The sequence below is a fragment of the Methylomonas sp. TEB genome (genome assembly GCF_047777895.1).
Classification (GTDB): domain Bacteria; phylum Pseudomonadota; class Gammaproteobacteria; order Methylococcales; family Methylomonadaceae; genus Methylomonas.
Map to the genome: position 1 here is coordinate 2,166,963 of NZ_CP180476.1, position 26,282 is coordinate 2,193,244.

24 protein-coding genes and 1 pseudogene are annotated in these 26,282 nt (G+C 51.1%); 12 read left to right on the forward strand and 13 right to left on the reverse strand.

The features are described 5' to 3' along the window. Positions 1–33 precede the first annotated feature (33 nt). From ACMXD4_RS09810 to ACMXD4_RS09840, 7 genes are read left to right on the forward strand one after another with little or no spacing between them, the layout of a single operon-like run. Positions 34–711, forward strand: coding sequence for a class I SAM-dependent methyltransferase (locus tag ACMXD4_RS09810; RefSeq protein ID WP_415880633.1), 678 nt, complete (start codon positions 34–36; stop codon positions 709–711). Further along, positions 708–1,445, forward strand: a complete 738-nt coding sequence (locus ACMXD4_RS09815; protein WP_415880634.1) for a hypothetical protein — start codon at positions 708–710, stop codon at positions 1,443–1,445. Before ACMXD4_RS09810 ends, ACMXD4_RS09815 begins: the two co-directional genes overlap by 4 nt. Next, positions 1,442–2,254 (forward strand): methyltransferase, TIGR04325 family, encoded by an 813-nt coding sequence (locus tag ACMXD4_RS09820; protein WP_415880635.1) that lies wholly within the window; start codon positions 1,442–1,444, stop codon positions 2,252–2,254. Before ACMXD4_RS09815 ends, ACMXD4_RS09820 begins: the two co-directional genes overlap by 4 nt. Then, positions 2,251–2,970, forward strand: a complete 720-nt coding sequence (locus tag ACMXD4_RS09825) for a class I SAM-dependent methyltransferase (protein ID WP_415880636.1) — start codon at positions 2,251–2,253, stop codon at positions 2,968–2,970. Before ACMXD4_RS09820 ends, ACMXD4_RS09825 begins: the two co-directional genes overlap by 4 nt. Further along, complete coding sequence (locus ACMXD4_RS09830; RefSeq protein WP_415880637.1) at positions 2,967–3,962, forward strand: NAD-dependent epimerase/dehydratase family protein; 996 nt, start codon at positions 2,967–2,969, stop codon at positions 3,960–3,962. Before ACMXD4_RS09825 ends, ACMXD4_RS09830 begins: the two co-directional genes overlap by 4 nt. After that, positions 3,959–5,062, forward strand: coding sequence for a DegT/DnrJ/EryC1/StrS family aminotransferase (locus ACMXD4_RS09835; protein WP_171695659.1), 1,104 nt, complete (start codon positions 3,959–3,961; stop codon positions 5,060–5,062). The genes ACMXD4_RS09830 and ACMXD4_RS09835 overlap by 4 nt, the downstream gene beginning before the upstream one ends. Then, a complete protein-coding gene (locus ACMXD4_RS09840) occupies positions 5,059–6,009 on the forward strand; it encodes a hypothetical protein (protein ID WP_415880638.1) in 951 nt (316 codons plus the stop codon). Before ACMXD4_RS09835 ends, ACMXD4_RS09840 begins: the two co-directional genes overlap by 4 nt. Before the next feature lie 17 nt (positions 6,010–6,026). Here ACMXD4_RS09840 and ACMXD4_RS09845 read toward each other — a convergent pair whose 3' ends face one another. The 4 genes from ACMXD4_RS09845 to ACMXD4_RS09860 all read right to left on the reverse strand — a co-directional run bounded on the left by ACMXD4_RS09845 (position 6,027) and on the right by ACMXD4_RS09860 (position 10,244). Continuing rightward, entirely contained in the window at positions 6,027–8,198 is a 2,172-nt protein-coding gene (locus tag ACMXD4_RS09845) for a YgiQ family radical SAM protein (RefSeq protein WP_415880639.1), read from the reverse strand. Next, complete coding sequence (locus ACMXD4_RS09850; protein ID WP_415880640.1) at positions 8,195–8,998, reverse strand: spermine synthase; 804 nt, start codon at positions 8,996–8,998, stop codon at positions 8,195–8,197. The genes ACMXD4_RS09845 and ACMXD4_RS09850 overlap by 4 nt, the downstream gene beginning before the upstream one ends. Before the next feature lie 209 nt (positions 8,999–9,207). Beyond that, complete coding sequence (locus tag ACMXD4_RS09855) at positions 9,208–9,828, reverse strand: glutathione S-transferase family protein (RefSeq protein WP_415880641.1); 621 nt, start codon at positions 9,826–9,828, stop codon at positions 9,208–9,210. A gap of 26 nt (positions 9,829–9,854) precedes the next feature. Further along, positions 9,855–10,244, reverse strand: a complete 390-nt coding sequence (locus tag ACMXD4_RS09860) for an amine oxidase (protein WP_415880642.1) — start codon at positions 10,242–10,244, stop codon at positions 9,855–9,857. A gap of 148 nt (positions 10,245–10,392) precedes the next feature. Here ACMXD4_RS09860 and ACMXD4_RS09865 point away from each other — a divergent pair. Next, positions 10,393–11,507 (forward strand): annotated as a pseudogene (locus tag ACMXD4_RS09865) (IS5 family transposase). Here ACMXD4_RS09865 and ACMXD4_RS09870 read toward each other — a convergent pair. Genes ACMXD4_RS09870 through ACMXD4_RS09880 form a run of 3 tightly spaced genes read right to left on the reverse strand, consistent with a single transcriptional unit; the run spans position 11,473 to position 13,730 of the window. Next, complete coding sequence (locus ACMXD4_RS09870; protein ID WP_415880643.1) at positions 11,473–11,691, reverse strand: hypothetical protein; 219 nt, start codon at positions 11,689–11,691, stop codon at positions 11,473–11,475. The pseudogene ACMXD4_RS09865 and the gene ACMXD4_RS09870 overlap by 35 nt on opposite strands. Before the next feature lie 15 nt (positions 11,692–11,706). Further along, positions 11,707–12,795, reverse strand: a complete 1,089-nt coding sequence (locus ACMXD4_RS09875; protein WP_415880826.1) for a flavin monoamine oxidase family protein — start codon at positions 12,793–12,795, stop codon at positions 11,707–11,709. Continuing rightward, complete coding sequence (locus ACMXD4_RS09880; protein ID WP_415880644.1) at positions 12,795–13,730, reverse strand: hypothetical protein; 936 nt, start codon at positions 13,728–13,730, stop codon at positions 12,795–12,797. The genes ACMXD4_RS09875 and ACMXD4_RS09880 overlap by 1 nt, the downstream gene beginning before the upstream one ends. Positions 13,731–13,985: 255 nt before the next feature. On the opposite strand from ACMXD4_RS09880, the gene ACMXD4_RS09885 reads away from it, so the two are divergent. From ACMXD4_RS09885 to ACMXD4_RS09900, 4 genes are all read left to right on the forward strand, one after another. Continuing rightward, the gene (locus ACMXD4_RS09885; protein ID WP_033156502.1) at positions 13,986–14,384 is read left to right on the forward strand and encodes a hypothetical protein; all 399 of its coding nucleotides are present in this window, start codon (positions 13,986–13,988) and stop codon (positions 14,382–14,384) included. A 308-nt stretch (positions 14,385–14,692) separates the two neighbouring features. Then, positions 14,693–15,079, forward strand: coding sequence for a hypothetical protein (locus tag ACMXD4_RS09890; protein WP_033156500.1), 387 nt, complete (start codon positions 14,693–14,695; stop codon positions 15,077–15,079). A gap of 113 nt (positions 15,080–15,192) precedes the next feature. Further along, on the forward strand, positions 15,193–15,843 hold the full coding sequence (locus ACMXD4_RS09895) for a DUF2760 domain-containing protein (protein ID WP_033156499.1): 651 nt from the start codon (positions 15,193–15,195) through the stop codon (positions 15,841–15,843). Further along, on the forward strand, positions 15,840–17,675 hold the full coding sequence (locus ACMXD4_RS09900) for an Hsp70 family protein (RefSeq protein WP_415880645.1): 1,836 nt from the start codon (positions 15,840–15,842) through the stop codon (positions 17,673–17,675). Before ACMXD4_RS09895 ends, ACMXD4_RS09900 begins: the two co-directional genes overlap by 4 nt. Positions 17,676–17,790: 115 nt before the next feature. Here ACMXD4_RS09900 and ACMXD4_RS09905 read toward each other — a convergent pair whose 3' ends face one another. The 6 genes from ACMXD4_RS09905 to ACMXD4_RS09930 form a co-directional block, all read right to left on the reverse strand. Next, complete coding sequence (locus ACMXD4_RS09905; RefSeq protein WP_415880646.1) at positions 17,791–18,741, reverse strand: OmpA family protein; 951 nt, start codon at positions 18,739–18,741, stop codon at positions 17,791–17,793. 266 nt (positions 18,742–19,007) lie between these two features. Continuing rightward, the gene (locus ACMXD4_RS09910) at positions 19,008–20,321 is read right to left on the reverse strand and encodes a PepSY-associated TM helix domain-containing protein (protein ID WP_415880647.1); all 1,314 of its coding nucleotides are present in this window, start codon (positions 20,319–20,321) and stop codon (positions 19,008–19,010) included. A gap of 194 nt (positions 20,322–20,515) precedes the next feature. Beyond that, on the reverse strand, positions 20,516–22,909 hold the full coding sequence (locus ACMXD4_RS09915) for a TonB-dependent siderophore receptor (RefSeq protein ID WP_415880648.1): 2,394 nt from the start codon (positions 22,907–22,909) through the stop codon (positions 20,516–20,518). Between the two features lie 280 nt (positions 22,910–23,189). Beyond that, positions 23,190–24,167 (reverse strand): FecR family protein, encoded by a 978-nt coding sequence (locus ACMXD4_RS09920; protein ID WP_415880649.1) that lies wholly within the window; start codon positions 24,165–24,167, stop codon positions 23,190–23,192. Between the two features lie 58 nt (positions 24,168–24,225). Then, on the reverse strand, positions 24,226–24,738 hold the full coding sequence (locus tag ACMXD4_RS09925) for an RNA polymerase sigma factor (protein ID WP_415880650.1): 513 nt from the start codon (positions 24,736–24,738) through the stop codon (positions 24,226–24,228). Positions 24,739–24,972: 234 nt separating this feature from the next. Beyond that, positions 24,973–26,223, reverse strand: a complete 1,251-nt coding sequence (locus ACMXD4_RS09930) for a PepSY-associated TM helix domain-containing protein (protein ID WP_415880651.1) — start codon at positions 26,221–26,223, stop codon at positions 24,973–24,975. Positions 26,224–26,282: the final 59 nt, after the last annotated feature.

Consider the following 26,282-nt stretch of genomic DNA (forward strand, 5'->3'; position numbering starts at 1 on the left):
TTTTAATTCAGTATTTTTCTGGTTTGATATGGTATGGGAACTGCTAAAAATAATTATAACTACGATGTGGCACTTTCTTATGACCGCGATAGGCAGTGTGAAACACATTGGGAAGAAGAAAATTTATTCATACAGGAATATTTTTCATGCAACAAGTATCATGCCATTCTAGATGTCCCAGTGGGAACGGGTAGGTTTTTTCAGTTTTATCCCGACAATTCTCGAGTTGTTGGTGTTGATATTTCGATCGATATGTTGGCTCAGTCTCAAGAAAGGGCGGCTTTAATTGATAATAGTGATATATTTCTTATGTTGTCAAATGCCGAAAAGTTGGCATTTTACGACGATTCGTTCGATATTGTGGTTTGTTGTCGACTATTTCATCTTCTTACTCAGGATGAAAGGTTTTTGGTTTTAAAAGAGCTAGGGAGAGTGACAAAAAAAACAATATTATTGCAAGTGTATTTGTCAAATAGGTCAGAGATTTTGTATGCGTTTTTAACTAAAATTAAAAAATTAAAAGACCGTTTTCTAAGAAAAAGATGTAATACTGAACTTAAGCTAAAGCCTTGGTCGCACATCATGTCATACTCTCTTACAAGGGCGCAGTTAAAATCGCTTACTAGCCGCACTGGCCTGAGTGTAATTAAAGAATACGGCTTTTCATGTTATGAAGGAAACATTGTCAGTTTTCTTGTTTTAAATAAATGAAAAATATTTGCGATATTCAGATTGAAGATTGTGTGCATTATAGAGGTTTTCGCTATGGTGGATTTGGTAGTAATATATATGAGGATTATATAATATCGCTATTGGCTGGTGAGGATATTTCTACCATAAAAAAAGAGTTTGTATTCAGGGTTATTTTATATAATGGCTCGGATTTTGGTTCGGCTCTGGGGTTGACCCTTGATCGAGTCTACAGGCCTTGGTTGTTTCCATGGTTATTTGCGCCATATTATATTAGCCATAACTATTATTTTGATCTTTATAATGCATATGATAATCCAGATATTATTTGTCATTTTAGCTTTGATGGGGTTCTTGCTTCGCATATAAACAGGGAGTTTGTTTTTTTAGAGAGAGCACTGGAAAATATATCTGAAGGGTACCAGCCAGATGCTTATGGGTATGTAACTGTTGCTAAAATGATACTTGGTTCCCAAGTTAGATATCTTGTACTAGACGGTAACCACCGAATTTCTGCATTACACGCGCTTGGCTATAAAACAGTGCGAGCAAGAGTCTTAGGCGCTTGGTTGGCTCGTAGGTCATTGATGTATATTTGGCCAGGCGTTATTACTAATTATTTTGCAATAGAGGATGCTTTAAAAATATTCGATAGATATTTTTATGAAAATAATATTCCGTTCCCAGAAAGGCCATTCAGAAATATTATTTTTGATGAACCTTTAGATTTTGAATTCACAGAGGATTTTGTTTGATTCATAATATTTTTGATATTTCTGCTGTCAGGCGCTATGTTAAAAAGATTGGCCATGGCCGTAACCAATTTATTGATGGTGTCAATTCTTGGAAAGAGGCTAGTCAACATTGCTCTGGATACGACGCGGATTCAATTATGGGAAAAGTTCTGACGTCAACCCTTAAAGTTAAACAGGGCGAGGCGGAGTTTGAGAGAGACTCAGTGCTTTTTTACGTGGCTGAATATAATTGGCCTATAATTGCTGGGTTATTTCTTGTCGCTTCGCAAACAGCAGGTAGGCTGAACGTGCTCGATTTTGGAGGAGCGTTAGGTAGTACGTATTTTCAAAATCGTAAAATCTTTAAGACCTTACAGGACGTTCGTTGGAACATAGTCGAGCAAGCTCATTATGCGGAAGCCGGAAGAACCTATATTCAAGACCATGTGCTGAAATTCTATAGTTCGATTGATGAATGTTTAGTGGAGAATATACCCAATGTAGTTCTTCTGTCGAGCGTGTTACAGTATCTGGAGTTTCCGTTAGAGGTCGTGAAAAAGTTGTCTCTCACTGGTGTTTCAACTTTAATAATCGATCGCACTCCGTTTTCAAAAATCGCCCAAGACAAATTGTTGATTCAGCGCGTCCCGCCATCTATTTATAAGGCGAGCTACCCTATGTGGGTTTTTTCTGAATCTGCATTTATGAATGTAATAAACCAGGATTGGCGCATGTTAGGCGAGATAACATGTCCTGAAGGCACGGTTTATTCCGATAGCGGCTTTGAATTTACCTTTCAAGGCATGTTGTTGCAACGTCGTGAATCATGAATCTTTTGAGATCGTATTATTTTAGACAAATGTACACACCGGGATGGTTGGGTATTTTTGTAAATCCTTTTTATTTCGCTCGATTGGGGTTGTACCAGGCCATGAAGGAATTATCACCTAAATTGGGAGGCACGATATTGGATGTCGGTTGCGGCACAAAGCCTTATAAGCAGCTTTTTAAGTTTAGTTCTTATACTGGCTTGGATATAGATAGCGCTTGTTCCAGGGCACGCGGAATCGCCGATTATCTATATGATGGTAAAAGTTTTCCGTTTGATGATGTGTGTTTTGATGCTGTACTTTGTAATCAAGTGCTCGAACATGTAATTAATCCTGATGAATTTCTAGAGCAAATTAATCGTGTGTTAAAGCCTGATGGCAGATTATTACTTACGGTTCCGTTCGTTTGGGATGAACATGAACAGCCTTACGATTACAGGCGGTATTCCAGTTTCGGATTGCTCGCTTTGCTGGAAGCTCACGGGTTTAAAATTATCGTGCAAAAAAAGACTTGTGCTGATGCATCTGTTTTGTTTCAGCTGATAAACGCTTTTCTTTTTAAGATTAGCCGATCTCTCCCCAAAATATGCAAAGTACTCTTAACGTTTACTGTCATGACACTAATTAATCTAAGCGGTATATTTTTTAGTTGGCTACTACCTGCAAACCCGGATCTATTTCTCGATAATATCGTTTTGGCGGAAAAAATTTCTTGAAGGCATACAAAGGCAAAAATATATTAATCACAGGAGGTCTGGGTTTCATCGGCTCCAATCTTGCAGGTGCCCTAGTTAAATTTGGTGCACACGTTACTCTCCTGGACAGTCTAATTCCGCAATACGGCGGCAATCCCTTTAATATTGCCGGTATCCGTAGCCGTGTTTGCGTAAATGTTTGCGATGTACGTGATTCTTTTGCATTAGCGCATTTGCTTCAAGATCAAGATTATCTTTTCAATTTGGCCGGTCAAACAAGCCATCTGGATTCGATGGTTGATCCGCGAACGGACTTGGAGATTAATGCCGCCGCACAGCTTTCTATATTAGAGGCGTGCCGCAAAGTTAATCCTGAAATCAAAATTGTTTTCGCGAGTACCCGCCAGCTTTACGGTAAGCCGGATTATTTACCAGTTGATGAGAAGCATCCGATTCGCCCTGTGGATGTCAATGGCATTAATAAGTTGGCTGGCGAGTGGTATCACCTACTCTATAACAATGTTTATGGTATTAAGGCTTGCGCGTTGCGCCTGACTAATACCTATGGTCCCGGAATGCGCGTCAAGGATGCACGTCAGACCTTTCTCGGTATCTGGGTGAGGTTACTAATTGAAGGTAATCCGATAAAGGTTTTTGGAGACGGGCTGCAACTAAGGGATTTTAATTATGTGGATGACTGCGTTAGAGCCTTATTACTGGCTGGTGCTAGCGAACAAGCAAACGGTAAGGTATACAATTTGGGCAGTAAGGAAGTGATAGGCTTAAAAGATTTGGCAAAGATGATGATTGAACTTGGCTATGGTGGTGCTTTTGAATTGATACCTTTTCCGCCAGAGCGAAAAGCGATTGATATAGGCGATTACTACAGTGATTTTTCGTTAATTACTTCTGAGTTGGGTTGGAAACCGGAAATTGGTTTACGCGAAGGGTTAGCAAACACCCTGGCTTATTATGCGGAACACCACCGACACTATTGGGACGCGAACGCATGATTTTGATGAATGACTTTAAGGCCGAGCCGCCGGAGCTACAACAGGCTATGCTTGAAGCTGCGAAGCGCGTCATCGAGTCGGGTTGGTTTGTTTTGGGCAAGGAGGTTTCTGCGTTTGAGCAGCAGTGGGCTTTAGCCTGTGGCCTAGCTTTTGGTGTGGGAGTTGGCAATGGAATGGATGCCATAGAGATTGCATTGCGAGCGCTCGATGTGGGACCAGGCGATGAGGTTATCACCACGCCGATGACAGCATTCGCTACAGTGCTCGCAATAATAAGGGCCGGCGCCATACCGGTCTTGGCAGATATCGATCCACAAACCGCTTTGCTGTCTTTGGAAAGTGCCAGCCGTTGTGTCACGTCCAATACCAAAGCCGTAGTCTTGGTTCACCTGTACGGGCAAATTCGTGCGATGGATTTGTGGGCGGCGTTTTGTGCAAATTATGAAATTGCGCTTATTGAGGATTGCGCCCAAGCGCACTTGGCGTCATTAGGTGGTAAAGCAGCCGGTAGCTTTGGGATTATGGGAGCATATAGTTTTTATCCTACCAAAAACCTCGGAGCAGTCGGCGACGCCGGCATGGTTGTAACAAATAATGAAAAATTGGCTGTAAGGGCGAGCCAATTGCGTAACTATGGACAAAGTGTGCGCTATCGGCATCCTGAATTTGGCTTGAATAGCCGGTTGGACGAAATTCAGGCGGCTATTTTATCGGAGCGACTCAAGTGGTTGCCTGACTTTACCGAGCGTCGACGGCAAATTGCGACAGCTTATTTTGACGGTATTAAGAATTCGAATGTTACTTGCTTGGCATTGCCTGAATCCAGGTCCGGCCACGTCTATCATTTATTTGTCGTCATTTGCCCTTTCCGCGACGCACTCCAAGCACATTTGCAACAAAAGCAGATACAAACATTTATTCATTACCCGATTCCCATTCATATGCAAGAACCTTGTCGTAATCTCGGCTGTGATCGGTACGGCTTGGTCCACAGCGAACGGCACGCCGACACCTGTCTTTCTTTACCGTGTCATCCGCAAATGTCGGATGAGGACGTAGCGCTTGTGATAGCGGCTGTAAATTCTTTTCAGGGCAAATGAACGAACATTACGTCACCTTATTTGATAGTCTGTTTTTGCCGCAGGGGCTTGCTCTGTATGCGTCCATGCAGAGACATGCGGGAGCTTATACCCTGTGGATTTTGTGCATGGATGATGAGGTATTCGAAAAGTTGGGGCGCCTTGATCTGCCAAACGTACGATTACTGCAACTAAGCATACTTGAGACAGATGAATTGATTAACGTTAAGCGGCAACGCACAATAGCGGAATATTGCTGGACCCTAACACCATTTACCCCACGTTTTGTTTTTGCTTCCGATCCATCTGTTCAGCGCGTAACTTATCTGGATGCAGATTTATGGTTTCGTAAAAACCCAAAGCAGATTTTTTGGGAGTTTGAAGAATCCGGCAAACAGTTATTGATAACGGATCATGCGTACGCTCCGGAATATGACCGGTCGGCAACCTCAGGCCAATATTGCGTGCAGTTTATGATTTTCCAAAGAGAGGGTGGAGAAGAAGTTCGACGTTGGTGGGAAGCCCGCTGCCTAGAGTGGTGCCATGCGCGCGCGGAAGACGGTAAGTTTGGGGACCAAAAATATCTGGACGATTGGACCGAGCGATTTTCCGAACAAGTTCATGTTTTGGCCGACAAAGAGCTTTTACAGGCTCCCTGGAACGCCACCCGCTTTCCTCATGGCCGAGCGGTTTGTTGGCACTTTCACGAATTACGCATTTTAAAAGGCTTGTCCGCGACTCGGTATACTGTTGATTGCGGTTCTTACCCATTACCACGGGTAACGAGGCGCCATATTTATCGCGAATACCTGATCGATTTGCGCCGAGCAATTAACACCATCAGGACTTTTGGGTGGGAAGTGAAGGCGCAGCGCAGGTGTACTCTAAACGACAAGTTTTTTGGGCTGCTTCTTGGTTTTTGGCGGCAAGTTTGGCGAGTGGTCATACATTGGCAGCAGCCTTTATAAGCTAAAAATGCAGTTTTTTATCTTTGTTTACGCTTCCTGTCTGTACCAGGAAATACCGTATGTTTGGTTCTAAAAGCCTGAGTTTTTTTGGCATTTGTCATCGCTACTTCATCAATTTTCGGCTGAAAGCTCGGCACCAAATGCTGCTTACCATTACCAATCAAATCCGCGCGGCCCATATGTTTCAAAGCCTCCCGCAGTAACGGCCAGTTTTTCGGGTCGTGGTAACGCAAAAATGCCTTATGTAAGCGCCGCTGTTTAATGCTCTTCGGAATTGCTATGTCCGGGCTGTTTCGGGCGACTTTGTGCAAGGTATCTTTCCCCGAATGATACATCGCCGTAGCAATTGACATCGGCGACGGCAAAAAGGCCTGGACTTGGTCGGCTCGGAAGCCGTTGCGTTTTAGCCATAGAGCTAGATTCAGCATGTCTTTATCTTCGGTACCCGGATGGGCCGCTATGAAGTACGGGATCAGATATTGTTCTTTACCGGCTTCTTTGGAGTACTTATCAAACATCGCTTTGAAGCGGTCGTAAGTGCCCATGCCGGGTTTCATCATCTTCGACAGCGGGCCTTGCTCGGTGTGCTCCGGGGCAATTTTCAGGTAACCGCCGACGTGGTGGGTCACCAACTCTTTCACGTAAGCTGGTGTCTCAACCGCGATGTCGTAACGCAATCCCGATGCGATGAAGATTTTTTTGATGCCCGGCAAGGCGCGAGCGCGCCGGTAGAGTTTGATCAGCGGTGTTTGATCGGTATTCAGGTTCTGGCAAATCCCCGGATAGACGCAGGAGGGTTTGCGGCACGATTCTTCAATCTTCGGGTCTTTGCACGCCAGACGCCACATGTTGGCAGTGGGGCCACCCAAGTCCGAGATATGGCCGGTAAAATTCGGCGAGGTATCGCGGATGGCTTCAATCTCACGAATGATGGAATCTTCCGAACGGTTTTGAATGATGCGACCTTCGTGTTCGGTAATCGAACAAAAGCTACAGCCGCCAAAGCAGCCACGCATGATCAACACAGAATGCTGAATCATTTCAAACGCGGGGATATTGGCCTTGCCGTAAGCGGTATGCGGCAGCCGCGAGTAGGGCAGGTCGAACACGCCGTCCATTTCCGGTGTGGTCAGCGGCAAAGGCGGCGGATTGATCCACACTTCGCGGTTGCCATGGCGTTGGATCAAGGCGCGGGCGTTGCCGGGGTTGGTTTCGCCGTGCATCACTCTGGAGGCGTGTGCGTATAAAATCGGATCGTCTTTTACAGCTTCGTAATCCGGCAGGCGGATCACGGTTTGCGTGCGCTGCTTGTTGGCGATGGGTTTGAATTGGATCACCTGCTCGTTTTTAGCCCGTGCCGGTTTATCCTCCTTGGCACGGGTTCCCGACCCGTCGCCGCACTCCGATCGTCCCTGATCGTCGCACGCCGGTTGTTCTTGATAGGGATTCACGTGAGAAATCACAGCCCCCGGCTTGTCGATGTCGGTCGAGTCTTTCTCCATCCAGCCCTGCGGGACTTGTTTGACAAAATGCACGGTGCCGCGTATGCCTTTCAAATCGGCGATGGTTTCGCCTTTTGCCAAGCGTTGGGCGATTTCCACCACTTGCCGCTCGGCGTTGCCGTAGACCAATAGGTCGGCTTTGGAGTCCAGCAGGATGGATTTACGCACTTTATCGGACCAATAATCGTAGTGAGCAATGCGGCGCAGACTGGCTTCGATGCCGCCGATGACTATCGGGACGTTTTTAAAGGCTTCGCGGCAACGATGGGCGTAAACATTCACTGCTCGGTCCGGGCGTTTGCCGGCCGCCCCATCGGCGGTATAAGCGTCGTTGGAGCGGATTTTCTTGTCAGAGGTATAGCGATTGACCATCGAATCCATATTGCCGCCGGTCACCCCAAAAAACAGTTTGGGTTGGCCCAGTCGTCTAAAGTCCTCGGCACTATGCCAATCCGGTTGCGAGATGATGCCGACCCGGAAGCCCTGCGCTTCCAACACTCGTCCGATCACCGCCATGCCAAAGCTGGGATGATCGACATAGGCATCGCCGGTCACCAAGATGACGTCGCAGGCGTCCCAGCCCAGCGCTTCCATTTCCGCGCGGCTCATCGGCAATTCCGGCGCCGGCCCGAAGCGGTGCGCCCAGTATTTTTTATAGCCGAAGATGTTGGGAGCGTTGTGTATCACGATTTTATAATCCGGTTGAAGACGTTGGGGTTGTGGCGTTTTAAATCCAACAAATAGATGGGGAATTCCAGTTGATACATCTGTTCCAGCCGCTTGGCCTTGTCGATCAATTGTTTGATGCCTGGCTTTGCCATGGCTTCACCGAAGGCAAAGCCGATGACATTACCGCGATTGCGTACCGGCAAAAACAGCATGCGCCTTTCAAACACACGGCCCAGATTCCAGGCCACTTGCTGGAACATGTCCCTATCGGTGCCCCATAAATTGATCACCAGCAGACCGTTTTTGGTCAGCAAGGTTCGGCAATTGTCGAAGAAAGTTTCGCTACTCACTTCCGGGGCCATGCCGTCGTGGTCGTAAGCGTCTATGACGATCAAGTCGTGCTGTTCGCTCTGGACCTGGCTGGCTTGGCGCACATGTTGCGCGCCGCAGCCAATCTTGATTTTCAGGCGCGGATCGAATGGCAGGCCAAAATGGCTGCGTGCGACTTTTAACACACTGCTACGAAATTCCACGACCTTGAGCCGGCAATCGGCAAACTGGCGCAGCATGAATTTGGCGATAGTGCCACCGCCCAAACCTATCATCAGGATTTCGTTAGGAGTGTCGTGGAACAGCAGGCCGGCCATCATGGCCCTGGCATACAACGAATGTAGCCGGTCGGGTTCCATCAGCAGCATGCTGCTTTGCCGGGCATGCGAGCCAAAGTGCAAGGCCCTGACGCCCTCCTTATCAACGATTTCTATGATGCCTTCGTCGTCGTGGCTTTGGTGTACCACCAGGCCTTCATATTTGTACATGCGCTGTAGCGAATGGTAAAGAGGACGCTATTTTCCTTGAAAATCCGGCGCTTGTCTTGTGAATAGTGTGCTGATGACGATTTAGTCACCTTGTAAATGTGAAGGGATATTGGCTTAACTCGGGTGATTGATGGATATGAGTGTGAATGGCTTCACATCGCGAATCTCCAGACTGGAGAAGGGGACAACAGATAGTGCGGCGATAAAAGTCAGTCCACTCGATAACCTTCCTCCCTCAGTACCCGTTTAACAACCGGCCGCGACAGCATCAAACGATAGTGTTTCAAGCAGTTTTCCGGCAGCGTAATACCGATTTTATCCGCCCAAAATTCCACGTAAAACAAAGCGGCATCGGCGATGCTGAATGCGCTCAATGCATAGCCTTCGGCTGGTAGCAACTCGTTCAAGATTGCAAAAGCTTTATTGACTATATCCAAGCCTTGGGCCTTAACCGCGTCGTGATCGGCGGGATTGGGCGCGAATTTCTCCGTGGTAAAAATGCGGGCAAAGCCTTGACCATGCAGCGTGCCGACCGCATAGTCCATCAACTCGATAGCTTTCGCATCGCCATCCGCGTCGCCTGGCAATAGTTTTGCTTTGGGGTAGCTGCGCGCCAGCCAGTAGGCGATAGCTTGGAATTCGGTCAGGGCAGTACCGTCGTTACGGACCAGGGTAGGGATGCTGGCTTTGGGGTTGATTGCCAGATAATCGGCTTGATGTTGATCGCCGGCCATTAAATTGACCAGATGCGCTTCAAAAATCAGATCCAGCTCTTCCAGTAAAATATGGATACCGGTCGTGCAGGAGCCGGGTGTCATGTAGAGTTTCATAAATTATCCTATCGGAAAAGTTTTGCTTAACGGCATTCCAGAAAGTAAGCATTAATGTCCAGCGCAAAGTTCCGCCAAAGCAAGGCGATGTCGCTGCGCACCGCGCTCAGGTAAACCTGATCGGGTTTATGCTCGTCTGGGAAATTGGATAAGGCGCAGGAAGTGCGATGTTTATCCACTACCATCAACAAAAACTCGTCGATAAAGCCATCAAATACCGCCAATACTGATTTGGTAATATCCGCCAAGCCCTGATTGACGGTGCTGCCGGTGTGATCAAACGGCAAGGTCTTTAATTGAGCCAGGGCGTCTTGATAGGTTTTTTCCAAGACGATCAAGATATTGCGCTGAAAACAACCATCCCATTGTTGGTGTGATAGGTCATGGGCCAGTAATTGATCGTACTGCTTCTTCATATTGGCTTTCTGCTCGATTATGAATCGACTAAATTCGCCGATGCTGTTCGCGTTAACAGGCTGGTGAAAAACTCGAAAAGCCAAGTAAGCTAAGGCATAGATGAGGGGCCAACTGTTAAAATAGGCTACCTAAATTTGGAGCCTTTCAATGCGCGGACACGATGCCATTCAAAACAGCTGGTTCAGCTATGTTAGCCTGGAAGACCGTATTCCCAAACAGCATCCGTTGCGTCGTTTACGGCTACTGGTTGATGGCGTATTGGCCTCTATGGATGCCGTCTTTGCCGAGCGTTACTCGCACACAGGCCGTCCCTCGATTGCCCCTGAAAAACTGCTGCGCGCCTTGCTGTTACAAGTCCTGTATACGGTCCGTAGCGAGCGTCAGTTGATGGAACAACTGGACTACAACCTGTTGTTTCGCTGGTTTGTCGGTCTGGGCATCGACGACGCCGTGTGGGAACGCACAGTGTTCAGTGCCAACCGCGAACGTCTGTTGTCTGAAGCCCTGAGTCGCGAATTTTTTGAGCGGGTACTGGCCATAGCCGAATGGCAAAATCTGGTGTCCGACGAACACTTCAGCGTCGACGGTAGCCTCATTGAAGCCTGGGCTTCGCACAAAAGCTTCGTCATTTATGCCCTTTGGGTAAGAAAGACGGCAGCGGCCCGGACAAACCCGCCGGCCGCAATCCCGAGGTCGACTTCAGCGGCGAAAAGCGCAGCAACGCCACCCACCAAAGTACAACCGATCCCGAAGCCCGGCTTTACAAGAAAGGCGAATACACCGAGGCCAAACTGCGTTACATCACCCATGCCTTGTCCGAGAATCGCAACGGCCTGATTGTCGATGTCGAAACCACACAAGCCACCGGCACCGCCGAAATCGAAGCCGCGCAAAAAATGATCAAACGCCGCGTGCCCCAAGGTGGCAGCGTCGGTGCCGACAAAGGCTATGACCAACCGGCGTTCGTCAACGGACTCGAGTCCCGTGATATCAAAGCCCATGTGGCCCGCAAAAAGATTGGCAGTGCCGTCGACGGCCGCACCGCGCGCGGCAAAGGTTACGCCCAAAGTCTCAAGCGCCGCAAAATCGTCGAAGAAGCCTTTGGCTGGGTCAAAACGGTCGGCGGCCTGCGCAAAACCCGTCACATCGGCTTAGCCAAAGTCGCGGGTCAGGCCTTGTTTTGCTTTGCCGCCTACAACCTGACGCGCATGCTCAACCTATTGGTGTTCACGCCGAAACCGGCGTGGAGTGCACCCGCCTAGGGTGAAGTTCGCCTGAAAACCGTCCACAGACGGCTTCAGGCGAATAAAAAGCCCTTGAAACCGGGGCAAAACGCTTGAAACTCGATGTCATGACCGATTTCAACTCGAAAAAATCACGAACATCGTGGGTAAGGGGAAATATCGGCGGGTTTTTCACCAGCCTGTTAAGCGTTGGATTGTTCATGTCAAAGTCCTTTAGTTAGAGTGTTAATGCGCTAAAAACCCGGTCGCTGGCTGCCAATGCGCCTTCCAAATAGCCGCCGGACCTACTGGCTGTTTCGGTTCCGCAGAAATACAGTTTGTCTTGCCAATGGTCCAATTGCAGCGCGCGATGGCCGTAGGCGGGATGTTCGAACACCGGTATGCGATCTACAGAAGTCGCGGTAAATGGTTCCCGGCTCCAATCCTGAATCATCACACTTAGTGGATTGGCGGCGGCAGGACCGAATAAGCCGACCATTTGCCGCACGATCAGGGCCGGCAGACTGTCTTGATACTGTTCGCGAATCTGGGCTGGCAAACCAAAGAAACCAAACAGGGCAGATGTTCCGCCATCGTCGGAGCAGGCGTCATAGACTTCGGCTAAAACCGCGCCGGGGTAGGATGAAATAGCGTTGCCGGAATAGCCTTGTTGGCTCCAGAAAGCCTGTTCGTAAACCAGAACCGCCTTGGCGTGCCCGGCCATCCAGGTGGGCGTGTCTTGCATCAGTGATAGCAAACCGGGTGCTAGAGCCGGTTGAAAGGTAATGCTGTTAGCCAGTAATCGCGGCGGAGCAGCCAGCACAACTTGGCGAGCCTGTATGGTACTGACGGTGCTATCGCATGCGAATGTTAAATCGACATAACTACCGTGATCGCTAAGTGATAGCAAATTGTATCCAAGGCGCAACACCCGTCCCGGTATCCGTTGCAATAAACTGTCAATTAATTGCTGGCAACCGCCGGCAATCCGTCTGGCTTCAGCGTGAGTCTGAGTATCGATGTAAGTCACCGGCCGGGAGTCTGCTTGCACGTGATATAAGCTTTGGCCGCAGTCCCATTGCGGGAATAGCGTCAATCCCAAGCGCTTTACTAATGCCGAAATACGCGGTTGCTCGGTAGGCCACAGCCAAGTGGGGCCCAAGTCTGCGGTAAAACCCAGGGTAGGGTCAGCTGCGGATAGAATCCTGCCGCCGCAGCGTTCGCGGGCTTCAAATACGCCAATGTTAGGTTTGTATGTCAGCAGTTTTTCTGCCAAGGACAAACCGGACAGTCCGGCGCCAACAATCGCCACGTCCAGCATGGTCATCACGCCATCTGCATCGTTTGGCGTAGCAAGGAGTTACCCTGCCATAGGGGTAATTTCGGCGCTTCGGTCGACGCGCTGGGCATGATCAATTTCTTGCGAAAAATATCCCACACGCCGTCATAGCGTTGTTGTACCCGGATGCTCCATCCCCAAACGATAGGTAAATGTACGGGCACCCAAATATAAAGATCCGGCCTATCCGGTCCGGCGTTTTGCATGAAGTACACGGTGTATTTTTCCAAAACGCTCATCGACGCGACAGTATTACCGGCAATTTCGCACGGAATGGCTTGAGTCACGGTCTGGCTGAACAGCAGTTTTTGCTGCTGGCCTTGCTGTTGAAACCCGCCAAGCGGTATGACCGGCACAGGCCTGTCTTTCTCAGATAGATACAAAACCGGGTCGCCTTCTTCACTTTCGGTATCCAATAAAGTCATCGTTTTGCCGTCGGCGAAGTGTGCTGTTCGAGTAGACTCCAGCAACTGCAAGACGCCCAATTGGCTGCAAAAACCGGCGGTGTCCCATGCCAGTTCAAAATGAGGTGAGATACTTAGGGATGGCATACCGTCCGCCAAGCTTACGGTGGGCGCGGCCATGCCGGCGTCAAGCAAGGTCAAACGATTCTGCTTGGGTTGCTGCGGGTGGGCTGTGGTAAGGGCTAAGCAGTTTTTGAGCAGTGGGCTTAGTAAATCGCTGTTCCACACGAATGCGTGTATGGGTGTATGTTTCGTATCCACGGGCACTACCGCAGCCCGTTCGATGCTTAACGAGTAATCGCCGAGTAAGCCGTTTTGCAGATCATGCTCTACATCACCGAGTGGGTTATCCGCTAATTTTTGGGTGTCGATGCTGTAGCGATGGCCTGCTTGCAGCACTGGATGCTTGGGTTTGGGCGGTGCAAGCATCGGGCGGGGCAGAGGGAAAATGTGTTCCATCGTTGGGCTGCTAATGACGAAAGCCATCAAGCAATCAAGAATGATGCCAATTGAGCAAATCGCCGCATGCGTGTGTAGGTTGTAGATTGATAGGGATTATCGCTCTAAGGCAGCTTAGCAAACGATGTCGTGGATGCGACAAAATCGGACGATCCTGTCTGACAACACCATTAAGTCGGCGTTATCGTCCGCGCTTGCTATCCACGTAGAACACTTCTACAGTTCCCAGGTATGTTCATTATTTTGAGGAAAGTCATGCGAAATTTATTGATAACCCTGCTGTTACTACTCCCCATCACCGCTGCCGCTGAAAACGATGCGTTTAAAAATATGGATAAAGCGCAAATGCAGCAAGTGATGCAGAAAATGAAAGCCATGCAAGACTGCGTGAAGCACATTGATAAGACCGACATGCAGGCCTTTCAAGCGCAGGCCAAGCAAATGAGTGCCGAGGTGGAGCGCTTATGCACGGCGGGAAAACGCGATGAAGCGATGGCCAGAGCGATGGAGTTTGGTAAGGACGTATCGGCCAATAAAGCTATGCAGCAAATGAAACAATGCGGCGACGGAATAACCGAAGCCCTGCCTTTATTGCCTGATGCCACTCAAGGCCAAAATCAGGCCGGTTCGTCTCGGCACGTTTGCGATCACTAAGCTTTAGAGCACCAATTTGGGTGGATTTTTCGATACGGTCATTTCCAAGAGACCCGCGCCAGCCCTTATATGAGCAGCGCGTTCCTGCCGCCTTGGCGTGGCTTTTAGCTCACTGCCTGGTATCTTAGTGCTCTGGCGTTGAAAGGCGAGTTTGTCCTGAGCCTGTGTGAGTTTACAGCTGGCCGCAGTGAGCTGGCTGATCAGGCTAGGCCTGTTCTGACCGCCTGCCGCTGCCGACTGATTGTTCATTTCAGCTAGCATCGCGTAAAATCGCCAGCCATTATCACGCCCCCATTGGAGAGCAAAGCATGACATACCGTTTAGTAGTTGCATTGATGATGGTCGCAGGTTTGGCCTGTGCCGAGGAAGCCAAGGAAGAATGGAACGAAACCACTCTGAAAGATGAAACCATCCAGAAGATTCAGCAAGCTCAGTACACCTATAAAAAATGTGTAGTGGATACTATGCAAAAACCCGAGTTTGCCAAGATGGAAAGCCGCAACGCCACCGATGTGATTATTAAGTCTTGTGAGCCGACCTTGGCCGAAATGCGCAAAGTTTATACCGACGCCGAAGTGCCGGGCGTGGTGGCTGACCGGCATTTGAAGAAAATGCGTATCCAGGTAACGCGCAATTTGCTGCAGCAATTAATGTACGCGGAAGCCGCGAAGAAAGCCGGCATGCCTGGTAACTGACTCCCACTGTCCGCAATGGCATTGGCGTAAAAATTTAGCGTTATCTGTTGCGGCATGCTTCAAGATTAGACGCTATAGCCCTTGTTTCAATTAACAACCATCACTCGTTTTTCATGAATACCTACACCATCGATTTATCCTTGCGCCCGACCACCTTCGATTTGTGGCACGTGTGTTTGGCCGGTACCGCCGCACTGTTGGCTTTGATTCTGATTGTGGTTTTAGTCTCGGTATTGCTGGGCATGCGCCGCTGCAAATCCGCAGCTCCGGCAGTAGTCGCTCCCACTCCTGCGCCGCAACCGGAAGTCAAAATCGTCGAGAAGATCGTCGAAGTGGAAAAAATCGTCCAGGCCCCGGCGCCTGAGCCCGTGGTATTAAAGGAAGCGACTCCGGATGCCGCCTTGCAGTTATTAAGTTTGCTGCAAAAAGAAGCTCGGTTTATCGACTTCATCAAGGAAGATGTCAGCGCCTTTTCCGATGCCGAAATCGGTGCGGCGGCGCGCGTGGTGCATCAAGGTTGCAGCAAAGCGGTCAGCGAGCATTTCACCCTGGCCCCTGTCAGCAAAGATCCCGAAGGCAACCGGGTGACTCTAAACAAAGGCTTCGATGCCGCGTCATTTCGTTTGACCGGCAATATCGTCGGCGAGGCGCCGTTTACCGGCACTTTGGTGCATAAAGGTTGGCAAGTCACCGATCTGCGTTTGCCGAAATTGACCGAAGGCCATAACGCCAAAATCGTCGCGCCGGCCGAGGTGGAATTATGACCGCGCGTTATTCGGTCGGTATCGATTTGGGTACCACGCATTGCGTATTGTCTTATGTCGATCTGGAAGCCGGCGAGGATCAAGTGGTCCTGGATGTGTTGGCGATTCCGCAGTTGACCGGCCCCGGCACGATAGAAGACAAGGCGCAATTGCCGTCCTTCACCTATTTGGCTCATCCGGCCGAGATTGCCGAAGGCGCCACTGCGTTGCCGTGGACAGCTAAACCGGAATATCTGGTCGGCGAAATCGCCCGTAATCTGGGCAGCAAAACCCCCATCAGATTAGTGTCCAGCGCCAAGAGCTGGTTGTGCCATGCCGGTGTCGATTGCAAACAAGCGATTTTGCCGGTCGAGGCGCCGGAGGATGTGGAGCGGATTTCCCCGTTTGCCGCCAGCAAGGCCTATCTGCAACATTTGCGCGATGCCTGGAATCACCGATTCCCGGAGCATAATTTACAAGATCAAGATGTCACTATCACAGTGCCGGCGTCGTTTGACCCGGCCGCGCGTGAATTGACGGTCGAAGCGGCCCGCGCGGTGGGATTAGGGCAGGCCGTATTGCTGGAAGAACCGCAAGCTGCTTTGTACAGCTGGATCGAAAACAGCGAAGGCGATTGGCGTAACCACGTCAAAATCGGCGATGTGATTTTGGTGGCAGACATCGGCGGAGGTACCACGGACTTGTCGCTGATTGCGGTTACCGAGCAGGACGGCACTTTGCAATTGAATCGGGTTGCGGTTGGCGACCATATCTTGCTGGGCGGGGATAACATGGATTTGGCCTTGGCCTATACCGTTAAAGCCAAACTGGAACAAGACGGTGGCAAGCGCCTGGAATCCTGGCAACTACAAGCTTTGACCCACGCCTGTCGGGAAGCCAAAGAAAAACTGTTCAACCAGCCCGAGTTGGGCAGCATGCCTTTAGTCGTAGCGAGTCGCGGCTCATCCCTGATCGGCGGCACCTTGCGCACCGAACTGACTCGCGACGAACTGAACCGCGTCTTGGTCGAAGGCTTTTTGCCGTGGGTACCGATCGAAGAAAGACCGGTGGTCAGACCGCGCAGTGGTTTGCGTACCGCCGGTTTGCCTTATGCGCAGGATGCCGGCATTACTCGCCATCTGGCTGCATTTTTGTCGCGGCAAAAAGAAGCGACCGGCGAGCTAGCCGATCATGTCTTGCCCGAACACGCCAGTTTCTTGCATCCGACCGCGGTATTGTTCAACGGCGGGGTGTTAAAAGCCGGCGTGATGGCCGAGCGCTTGATGCAGATATTAAATAGCTGGTTGCAGGCCGAACAAGCCGCGCCGGCCAGACTGTTACAAGGCGCCGACTTGGATTTGGCGGTCGCGCGTGGCGCTGCCTATTACGGATTTGTCCGCAAAGGCAAGGGCGTCAGAATCAAAGGCGGCACGGCGGCGGCTTATTACGTCGGTATTGAGAGCGCCATGCCGGCGGTTCCCGGATTGCCGGCGGAGATCGAAGCCTTGTGCATCGCGCCGTTTGGGATGGAAGAGGGCAGCGAACAGGAATTGCCTAATGACGAATTCGGTTTGATCATCGGCGAACCGGTACGCTTCCGCTTTTTCGGTTCGAAAACCCGCCGCGACGATGCGGTAGGGGTAAGGCTGGAATATTGGCAGGACGACGAATTGGAAGAACTGGACGAAATTGAGATCACTTTGCCGGAAGAAGGCCGCCATGCCGGCGACATCGTCCCGGTGCATTTGTCTGTGGCAGTGACCGAAGTGGGGACTTTAGAGTTAAAAGCGGTTTCCAAACGCGATCAACAGCGCTGGAAAATTGAGTTTGATGTCAGGGCTGGCGACGCTTGATATTAACAATAGCTAGTGGCTAAACCAGAGCCGAATTTCCAAGGGCTTAACTGAAACCCGCTTCTTTCCCGTAAAGAAGCGGGTTTTTTATGATGGCTGGCTTGTATCTAAAGCTTTATTGTTGTTGGTAATAAGGCTGTGGATACTGCTGCTGGTATTGCTGGTTCTGTTGTGGGTAACCCTGTTGCGGATAAGTTTGCTGTGGATACCCCTGTTGCTGTGGGTAACCTTGGTATTGCTGATTTTGCTGAGGGTAACTTTGCTGTTGCGGGTAACCCTGCTGATACGGTTGGTTTTGCTGCGGATAACCTTGCTGCGGGTAGTTTTGCTGCGGATAACCGCCTTGTTGCTGATAAGGCTGGGTTTGCTGTTGCGGGTAGCCATGCTGCGGTTGTTGCGCAGCACCGGCGTTTTGATTGGCGTTGATCGCCAGTTCCACCCGGCGATTGATTGCCCGATTGGCATCGCTACTGTTCGGTACTTTCGGCGAACTTTCGCCCATGCCCTGCTGGGAGATACGCATCCGGTTCACACCGCGTTGCGCCAAGAAGTTGGCCACGCTGGTAGCCCGTGCTTCAGATAAACGTTGATTGTCGGCATCGGAACCCACGTCATCGGTGTGGCCGGTGACGGAAATCGTCGACTCCGGGTAATTGGTCAACACTCTGGCGATGGGGTCCAGCGCGTGCTGGGCTTCCGGCGTCAAGTCGGCCTTGCCGAACGCAAACGTCACATCACTGGTGCTGGGCATGTTCAAGGTCAGCTGGTTTTGCGCGGTGCGCTGGACTTCAATCCCGGTGCCTTGCAGCGACTGCTGCATCTCTTCTTGTTGTTTGTCCATGTAATAACCGACCCCGGCGCCAACCGCGGCACCGGCTAATGCGCCCAGACCGGCGTTTTTCCAGTCGTTTCCGCCGAATAAAGTACCGGCGCCTGCTCCCACTGCCGCGCCGACGCCGGCGCCCTTGCCTAGGTTGCTCATGCTGGACTGGCCGGTATAGGGGTTAGTGGTACAGGCTGTTAACAAGCTGGTACCGATGGCGATAGCAAGTAATTTTTTAGTCATTATTTTTCATCCTGGATGCTGTTCATAAATACGTTGAGTCGGGAGGCGTATAAATTCTATGGGTATTGCCAATAGAAGCCGGTCCCGGACCGCGTGGCGATTAAAACCTTAAAGGCTTAACTCGCACTTAAAATGGACCGGCAGGCGGGGGAATGGTTTCCTGAATGACTTATTAACCCGGCCCTATTTGTCCCGGATATGCCGCGGGCTAAGCGCATCGCAGCCCAAACGAGCGTGCCCTTCGACAGACCAAGCGCGAACGGGATTTAAGGGCGGGGGCAATAAATTGATTCAGCGGCCTGCGGCGGTTGTTTTTGGCTAAGTGACTTTAGAGGTTGTTTCGCCCGCCGTTTTTGCAGCCAACGCACGACGCCGGTGATATACAACACCGGGCAAGCCAAACCCGCCAGCAACACAAGAATCCGCCCCGGCCAACCGAAGGCATGGCCGCTATGCAAAGGCCATTGCCAATCGTAAAAGACATCGGCGTTGGAGCCGGTGCCGGAATCGTAGACTTTCAGAATTTCGCCGCTGTATTGATCGACGGCAATATCCCGGTAGCCGACGAAGCGGCTTAATTCTGCGACGTCTCGTTTCATCACCCTAAACACATCCAGCCGGTCCTTCGGTGCGTTCAGCATCCATAGTCGGCCGGCAGGGTAGCTTTGCTGCACTATTGTTTCCACTTGCGCTAGGCTAATCGGCTGTTGTCCCGCTTTGGGTGGGGCGCTATCAATCGTTTCCGGAATGCCGTTGTACGCATTCGGGCGGGTGATAGTCGAGAACGGCTTGACTAAAACGTCTATTCGCTCCGGCTGCGTCATATAAATACCGGAAAACAATACCGGTATTAACACGATGCCGGAATAGAAACCGACTATTTTATGCAGATCGAAGTTGAACCTGACCGATCCCGAACGGCGCTTGAAGGTCAGCGCCTGCCTAAATTTACCGGTCAACGGCCACCAGACGATTAAGCCGGTCAATACCGATAAAATGGAAAAGGCGCCGAGAATCGAGACGATAGTGGCGCCAGTCTTGCCCAGCAGCAAACACCAATGTAACTGCATGATGAAACTGACCAAAGGCCGGCCCCAATATCGATCTTTGGGATGCCAAAGCTGTAAACCCTTGACTTGCGCGGTATAAGGGTCGACGAAGATATAGTAGCCGTCGCCACTGTTCGTTTTACTGTCGTCCCTGACAAAATACAAAAATTTGTAAGCCACTTCGGCGTTTCGTGGGTAGTACACCTTAAAAAACAGACTATCTGGCGGTTTGGCGGTCTCCGCTGCGGCGACGATGTCGTCTAACGACCGCAAGTGTCGTTGTTCCACGGCGGGTAAGGAAACGACGGATAACTCGGGGTTCAGTATTTCCTGCATTTCCAGATAAAACACCAGTATGCCGCCGGTCAGGCCGACGACCGCCAACAGCAATCCGGCACTCAAACCTAAATAAAGATGCACGGCCAGCCAGCGTTTGCGGCGGGATTTAAGCTTCGTTAGCCGGCTAGCACTGGCATTGGGTGCGGGACGCTTTGCACTGCAGGACGTTAAATTCTCAAGAGCTGGTTTCATAACGATTTTTAATAATGACTTCGGCTAAGGAACACAAGACGGTTTTCTGATTAAAAAGCGGTTTCAGCAATAACGTCATCTCGGCAGTTCCTGCCGAGATGACGATACTTGACATAGCTGGCGTAAATTTACGATCAGGGTGCGGTTCGATCACAAAGAACGGGAAGGACTTCCGCTTTTTGCGACTTACCCGGTCAAAATTCAACCTTGACCGAACCCAAGAAAGAGCGCGGCGTACCCCAAGTGGCGCGCGTGCCGTCCAATGCGGCAAAACCGTCGTGGATGTATTCCTTATCCAATAAATTGGTGACATTCAGCTGTAAAGTAATGTTGGTTTTTGCCACCTTGCGGGTATAGCTAGCCAACAGGTCCACGACGCCATAGCCATCGAAGTTGAAATCGTGGAAATCGAAAGTCGCCTTCCTGTCGCTCGCCAGCTCCAGACCGGCTCCGATTTTTAAACCGCGCAAGTCTGCCTGCTGAAAGTCGTACGTGGTCCAGAAAGTGCCGGTATGATCCGGCACGCCTCTCAATCGGCTGCCGACCGGGATATTGTTCGGATTGTTTTCCTTCAACACTTCGGTGTTGGTGTAGGCATAAGTGGCGATGGCATTCCAGCCAGGCAGAATTTCGCCTTTGATATCGACCTCGACGCCCCGGCTGCGCGCTTCGCCGGTGGCGACGCTAAAGTTGGGATTGGCCAAGTCGATGGTGGGTATGTTCTGTTTGGTTAAGTCGTAGTAAGCGATGGTGCTGGTTAATCTGTCGTCGAAAAATGCGGTCTTAAAGCCCACTTCCCACTGTTGCGCGGTCTGTGGCGGTAAAAAGGTATTGCCTTGTCCCATGCCATTGGTTGTGCCGAAATTCTCGACATAATTCCCGTAAAGGCTCAGCCACTGTTCCGGTTGCCACAGCACGCCCACCTGCGGCGTCACCGCATCCGCCCGTCGCCCGACCTGTTGAGACAGCACATTGAACTGCTCGACATTTTGGTAGCGAAAGCCGCCCATGACATGAACGTTATACGGCAGTTTGATTTGATCCTGCAGATAGATGCCGTATAGGTCGGTAACGGTATGAAACGAATTGGCGGCTCGTGTTGTTAAGTTGATAGGCGGATTACCGGTATGGATGGGATTGTAGATGTCGATGGTGCTGGCAACGGTACTGCTGTAGCCGACGGTGTTTTCGTCTTGCAGATAATAATCACCGCCAATCAGCAGCGTGTGTTGCAAGCCCCAGGTGTTGAAATGGCCGGTCAGGTTGGTGGTCGTAAAATAACTTTCGTTGCTGTAAAAATCACTGGTCACTAAACGCCGGTTCAGCGTGCGCTGGTCGGCTTGTAAGGTAGTGGGTAACAGTGCGGTTCTAGTTCTATCCAATAAGTTGATGCCTAGTTGCTCGCTGATCTCCCAGTTGTCGTTGAATTGGTGCTTCAAATTGAAGCCGACGAATTTGTTTTCGACCGGATTCGGGTTGGCCTCCATCAAATTCCGTTCGCGCGGAATTTCCACCAAGCGCGGGTTGATCCAGCTGCCGTCGGCTCGGGTGCCGTCAATGATCAAGGGCCTGGAATGCAAGTCGTAGTCGTTGTTTTCGTGGCGGTATTCCATCTCCAACAATGCCGTGGTTCGCGGGCTGATGTTCCATTGCAGCACCGGGGCGACGAATACTTTTTCGTAGTCCACCAGCTCGCGAAACGAGCCGCTGTTTTCATAGGACACATTCATCCGGTACAACAGATCGCGATTTTCAGTCAACGGCCCGGTCGCATCGATGCTGGTACGGTATAAGTCGTAGGAACCGAATTGTTGTTGCAGCGCGTAATACGCCGTATCCAGTGGCTTTTTGGTCACGACGTTAACCATGCCGCCTGGCTCGACACGCCCGTACAGCATCGCGGCCGGACCTTTTAAAACCTCAATACTTTGCACATTGGCCATGGCTCGCGTGCCATCCGCGCCACCATAGGTATCGATCCGGAAACCGTTGCGGAAATAGTTGAAATTAAAAAATCCGCGAATAGTCACTTGATCGCCCAAGCCACCCGCGCCTTGGCCGGTGGTCACGCCGCTGACGTATTTCACCGCTTGATCGAGCTTTATCGCTTGTTTGTCGTCCAACGCCGCCTTCGGAATCACCTGAACGTTGAGCGGGGTTTCCATGATCGGCGTGTCGGTTTTGGTGGCGAAACGGGTATTGGGTACTGAGTAGTCCTTGTTATAGGGGTCGGTGAGATCGTAACTGCGTTGTCCGGAGACGGTGACCGCCGGCAAACTGTTCACTTCTAGCGGCTTAATCGATACGGCATTGTCGGCGGTAAAGGTGTAACTCAGACTGGCGCCGCCGACCAGAATTGCTATCGCCTGCTTGGCGCTGTAAGTGCCCTGCAGCGCGGTACTGGTTTTACCGGCTAGGGTTTGCTCCGCGTAGAACAGATGCAGGCCAGTCTGCTGTTTGAGCGTTTCCAGCGCGCTGGACAGGGCTTGCGCCGGAATGTTCAATTGATAGCTTTGTTCCTGAGCCGCGGCAACCAGCGCGGTGCCGGTCAGCAGACCGCCGACTAGCGTTCTAGAAAGTGAATACATTTGCCCTCCCGTGGTGTGTGGTGATTTCACTACCCAGTAAGAGCGGTTTTTTATGGCGAAGGCGCCACTTTTTTTTCGATGGGTTAAAAATATTTTCGGTAACGATTTCGCGCGCAGCGTAAATTCACTTATTTCCGTAAGGCGTAAATCGCCGGCGGTATGCGGGAATGTTGCCATGGCCAGCGGGAAGCCAAGGGCTTGCGACGAACCGGCGTCCGGCCTGAGCCCGCCGAGCGTTTTATGCGTTTTTCGACGTGTGGCTGAACTGGCCCTCTCTCGCTTAGCGTTCGAATTCGATCAGTCGCTCGTTTTTTCGAACCGCCTTGATCGGCAGCGCGGCGCCGATGGCATTGAGGGCAAGGTTTAAGTCGTCGGTGGGAAAGTCGCCGCTGACTTTAAGGTTTTGCAATTGCGGGTCGGCGACGCGGAGTTCGATGTCGTGATAGCGGCTTAGTTGTGCCAGAACCTCGGCCAGCGCGGTCTTTTTAAATACCAGCATGCCTTCCCGCCAAGCGGCGACAGTAGTGGCGTCGAAACGGGTCGGCGCGGACGCCAGGCCCTGTGCATCGTATCTAATTTGCTGGCCCGCCAACAGAGTTTGCGGGTCGGGCCGCCGCTCAGTGGCAACGGCGACTTCGCCTTCCAGGACGCTGACCGTGGCGGCGTTATTCAGCATGCACACGTTGAAGCGGGTGCCAACGTCGTGGATCTTGCCGTGGCCGGCGACGACGTCGAAGGGTTTGGTTTCATCGTGCGCCACGCTGAATAAGGCTTCGCCACGATCCAACACCGCTTCGCGGCCGCGCCAGCCGTAGCGGACTCGCACCTGGCTGTTGCTGTTGAGTTCTATCGTTGAGCCATCGCGGAGCGCGATGTGTTGCCGTTGGCCTTTTAGCGTCAAGTAACTGTCGGTGTTTATCCAGTCCCAGGCCAGCGGTATACCTATTGCCGCTATCAATAACGAGGCGGCTAACGACAGTCGCTTGCCGTGGATTGCCCTGCGACGCGCGATTTGCGCTCGGCGTAATCCGTTTCTGGCCGCAATCAGTCGCGGGTCTGGTTGTGCGTCGATGCTACTAAAATCTCGCCAAATCGCTTCGGCGTTTTGATAGCTCTGGCGATGGCGAGGGCTTAACGCCAGCCAGTCCTGAAACGCCCTGCGTTCGCGGGCCGAACAATCGGGCGCGCTCAGTCTGACCACCCAATGACAGGCTTGTTCGTGCAACGACGGTGGATTTGGCGGGGTGGTTCGGTTCATGGCTTTAGTGTATCGCATCCGCAACCGGCAACGCTGGCCGCCGGAGAATTTGCCGATATTAGTCGATGTCCTGGCTGACGGATTTGCTACAGTGAGCCAAGGCCTTGATGCAATAGCGCTCGACGGTGCGCGGCGGGATCGCAAAAGCCTTGGCGATTTCGGGATAGGTCAGGCCATCGACGCGGTGTAACAGAAACACGGTACGGACAATTTCCGGCAGGCTGTCCAGAGCTTGCAGGCAAATTCGCAGGCGTTCCCGGCTTTCGGCGACGGCATCGGGTTGCGGCATCGGGCAGGCTAGGGTGTCCGTTTCCGATTCCTCGTCGTTGACAAAAGGGACGATTTGCTCGCGTCTATGCAGGTCGCCGCTCAGGTTGGCGGTGATGCGATACAGATAGGCGCGATGGTTGTCGATGGCGTCGGTGTTGCCGTGCTGCAAGAGCCTGAGATAAGCATCCTGAACCAGATCCTCGGCATGTTGGCGACCAGCCCGTTGTTCGGCGAACACCAGCAGTTCTTTGTTATGTCTTTGGAACAGAAAGTCCAGAAGGCGAATGTGGCGATTGGGCATGTCGGCGTGAAGTTCAATGGTTCGCAATAGCAAGCCGAAATCGTGCCCGATTTTCGGCTGCTATGATTATTCAATGGCTTAAGCGGTTTGATGAAGGGTGACGAGCAGTCGATTTAATTAAACTATGTTATAGGGCTTTGTCGGTCATCGGGAAATCACCGAAATTCTGGGTCGGCGGCAAGACAATGGGAATACCGCTGTCGGCGCGCGAGTATCGGTCGTTTAGCAGCGGACTTAGTCGGGATTTTTCTTAGCCTGAATGACGGCGGCGGCTGATTTTGCCCGGCGTTTTTGCAGCCAACGAATGACGCCGGTGACATACAAACCCGGGCAAGCTAAGCCAGAGAGAAATACCAACATCCTCCCCGTCCAACCGAAAGCGTAACCGCTATGCAGCGGCCATTGCCAGTCCAGAAATATATCGCCGTTACTGCCGGTGCTTTTATCGTAAACTTTGACTATCTCGCCGCTGTATTGGTCTAGGGCAATATCACGATAACCGACAAAATGACTTAACTCGGTCACATCCTTCTTCATTACCTTATAGACGCCTTCAGGGCTTTTCGGCCCATTAAGCATCCATAAGCGGCCGGCGGGGTAGCGCTCTTGCACAATGGCTTCCACGGTTGACAAACTTAAGGGCTGATGTCCGGCTTGCGGCGGTTTACTGCGGATTTCTGCCGGGATACTGTTAAAAGCAGTTGGACGGCTGACCGGCGAAAACAATTTGACCAGCACATTGACCTGCTCAGGCAGGTTAAAATAAACGCCTGAAAACAACACCGGCAGCAAGACGATAGCCGAATAAATGCCAACGGTTTTATGCAGGTCGAAGTTAAAGCGTACGGCACTGGCGTTGCGCTTAAAGGTTAAAGCCTGTTTGAACTTGCCGGTCAACGGCCACCACAGTATCAATCCTGTCAATACGGAAATGATGGAAATCGCGGCCAAAATACCGTTAATGTCGGCGCCGGTTCTGCCTTGCAGCAGGCACCAGTGCAATTGCATAATGAAGCCGACTATGGGCCGCCCCCAATACCGATCCTTAAGATAATACAGTTGCATGCCGTTGACCTTTGCCGTGTAAGGGTCGACAAAAATGTAATAGCCGTCGCCATTTTTCGCTTGTTTGTCATCCCTGACAAAATACAGCAGCTTATAGGCGATATCGGGATTACGGGGGTAATAGACCTTGAAAAAACGGCTGCCCGACGGCTTGACGGATTCCGCCGCAGAAATCATCTCATCCAAAGAATGCAACTTTTTTCGATCTTCAACCGGCGTGGAAACTAAAGCAAGCTCCGGGTTTAAAACTTCCTCTAATTCGACATAGAAAACCGCAAAGCTGCCGGTTAACCCGACTACGGTTAAGACCGCGCCGGCAATCAGGCCGAGATATAAATGCACATTCAGCCACCGTTTGCGGCGGGCTTTGAGTTTGGCCAGATGAGTATCGGCTTTCGGTATCGTCATCGAGCTAAGCATAGAAAATCCTCAAGAGGTAGTTGCCTGATTTGTTTCTTTCAGGTGAGTGCCGGCCGTGC

Excerpts from the sequence above, each read along its gene's own strand:
- ACMXD4_RS09875 (WP_415880826.1), bottom strand. The coding sequence starts at position 12,795 with ATGACCATGCTGGACGTGGCGATTGTTGGCGCCGGACTGTCCGGTTTG.
- ACMXD4_RS09895 (WP_033156499.1), top strand. The coding sequence starts at position 15,193 with ATGAATACCTACACCATCGATTTATCCTTGCGCCCGACCACCTTCGAT.
- ACMXD4_RS09850 (WP_415880640.1), bottom strand. The coding sequence starts at position 8,998 with ATGTACAAATATGAAGGCCTGGTGGTACACCAAAGCCACGACGACGAA.
- ACMXD4_RS09885 (WP_033156502.1), top strand. The coding sequence starts at position 13,986 with ATGCGAAATTTATTGATAACCCTGCTGTTACTACTCCCCATCACCGCT.
- ACMXD4_RS09855 (WP_415880641.1), bottom strand. The coding sequence starts at position 9,828 with ATGAAACTCTACATGACACCCGGCTCCTGCACGACCGGTATCCATATT.
- ACMXD4_RS09920 (WP_415880649.1), bottom strand. The coding sequence starts at position 24,167 with ATGAACCGAACCACCCCGCCAAATCCACCGTCGTTGCACGAACAAGCC.
- ACMXD4_RS09870 (WP_415880643.1), bottom strand. The coding sequence starts at position 11,691 with ATGAACAATCCAACGCTTAACAGGCTGGTGAAAAACCCGCCGATATTT.
- ACMXD4_RS09890 (WP_033156500.1), top strand. The coding sequence starts at position 14,693 with ATGACATACCGTTTAGTAGTTGCATTGATGATGGTCGCAGGTTTGGCC.
- ACMXD4_RS09905 (WP_415880646.1), bottom strand. The coding sequence starts at position 18,741 with ATGACTAAAAAATTACTTGCTATCGCCATCGGTACCAGCTTGTTAACA.
- ACMXD4_RS09925 (WP_415880650.1), bottom strand. The coding sequence starts at position 24,738 with ATGCCCAATCGCCACATTCGCCTTCTGGACTTTCTGTTCCAAAGACAT.
- ACMXD4_RS09815 (WP_415880634.1), top strand. The coding sequence starts at position 708 with ATGAAAAATATTTGCGATATTCAGATTGAAGATTGTGTGCATTATAGA.
- ACMXD4_RS09930 (WP_415880651.1), bottom strand. The coding sequence starts at position 26,223 with ATGCTTAGCTCGATGACGATACCGAAAGCCGATACTCATCTGGCCAAA.
- ACMXD4_RS09825 (WP_415880636.1), top strand. The coding sequence starts at position 2,251 with ATGAATCTTTTGAGATCGTATTATTTTAGACAAATGTACACACCGGGA.
- ACMXD4_RS09810 (WP_415880633.1), top strand. The coding sequence starts at position 34 with ATGGGAACTGCTAAAAATAATTATAACTACGATGTGGCACTTTCTTAT.
- ACMXD4_RS09880 (WP_415880644.1), bottom strand. The coding sequence starts at position 13,730 with ATGGAACACATTTTCCCTCTGCCCCGCCCGATGCTTGCACCGCCCAAA.
- ACMXD4_RS09915 (WP_415880648.1), bottom strand. The coding sequence starts at position 22,909 with ATGTATTCACTTTCTAGAACGCTAGTCGGCGGTCTGCTGACCGGCACC.
- ACMXD4_RS09840 (WP_415880638.1), top strand. The coding sequence starts at position 5,059 with ATGAACGAACATTACGTCACCTTATTTGATAGTCTGTTTTTGCCGCAG.
- ACMXD4_RS09900 (WP_415880645.1), top strand. The coding sequence starts at position 15,840 with ATGACCGCGCGTTATTCGGTCGGTATCGATTTGGGTACCACGCATTGC.
- ACMXD4_RS09910 (WP_415880647.1), bottom strand. The coding sequence starts at position 20,321 with ATGAAACCAGCTCTTGAGAATTTAACGTCCTGCAGTGCAAAGCGTCCC.
- ACMXD4_RS09835 (WP_171695659.1), top strand. The coding sequence starts at position 3,959 with ATGATTTTGATGAATGACTTTAAGGCCGAGCCGCCGGAGCTACAACAG.
- ACMXD4_RS09860 (WP_415880642.1), bottom strand. The coding sequence starts at position 10,244 with ATGAAGAAGCAGTACGATCAATTACTGGCCCATGACCTATCACACCAA.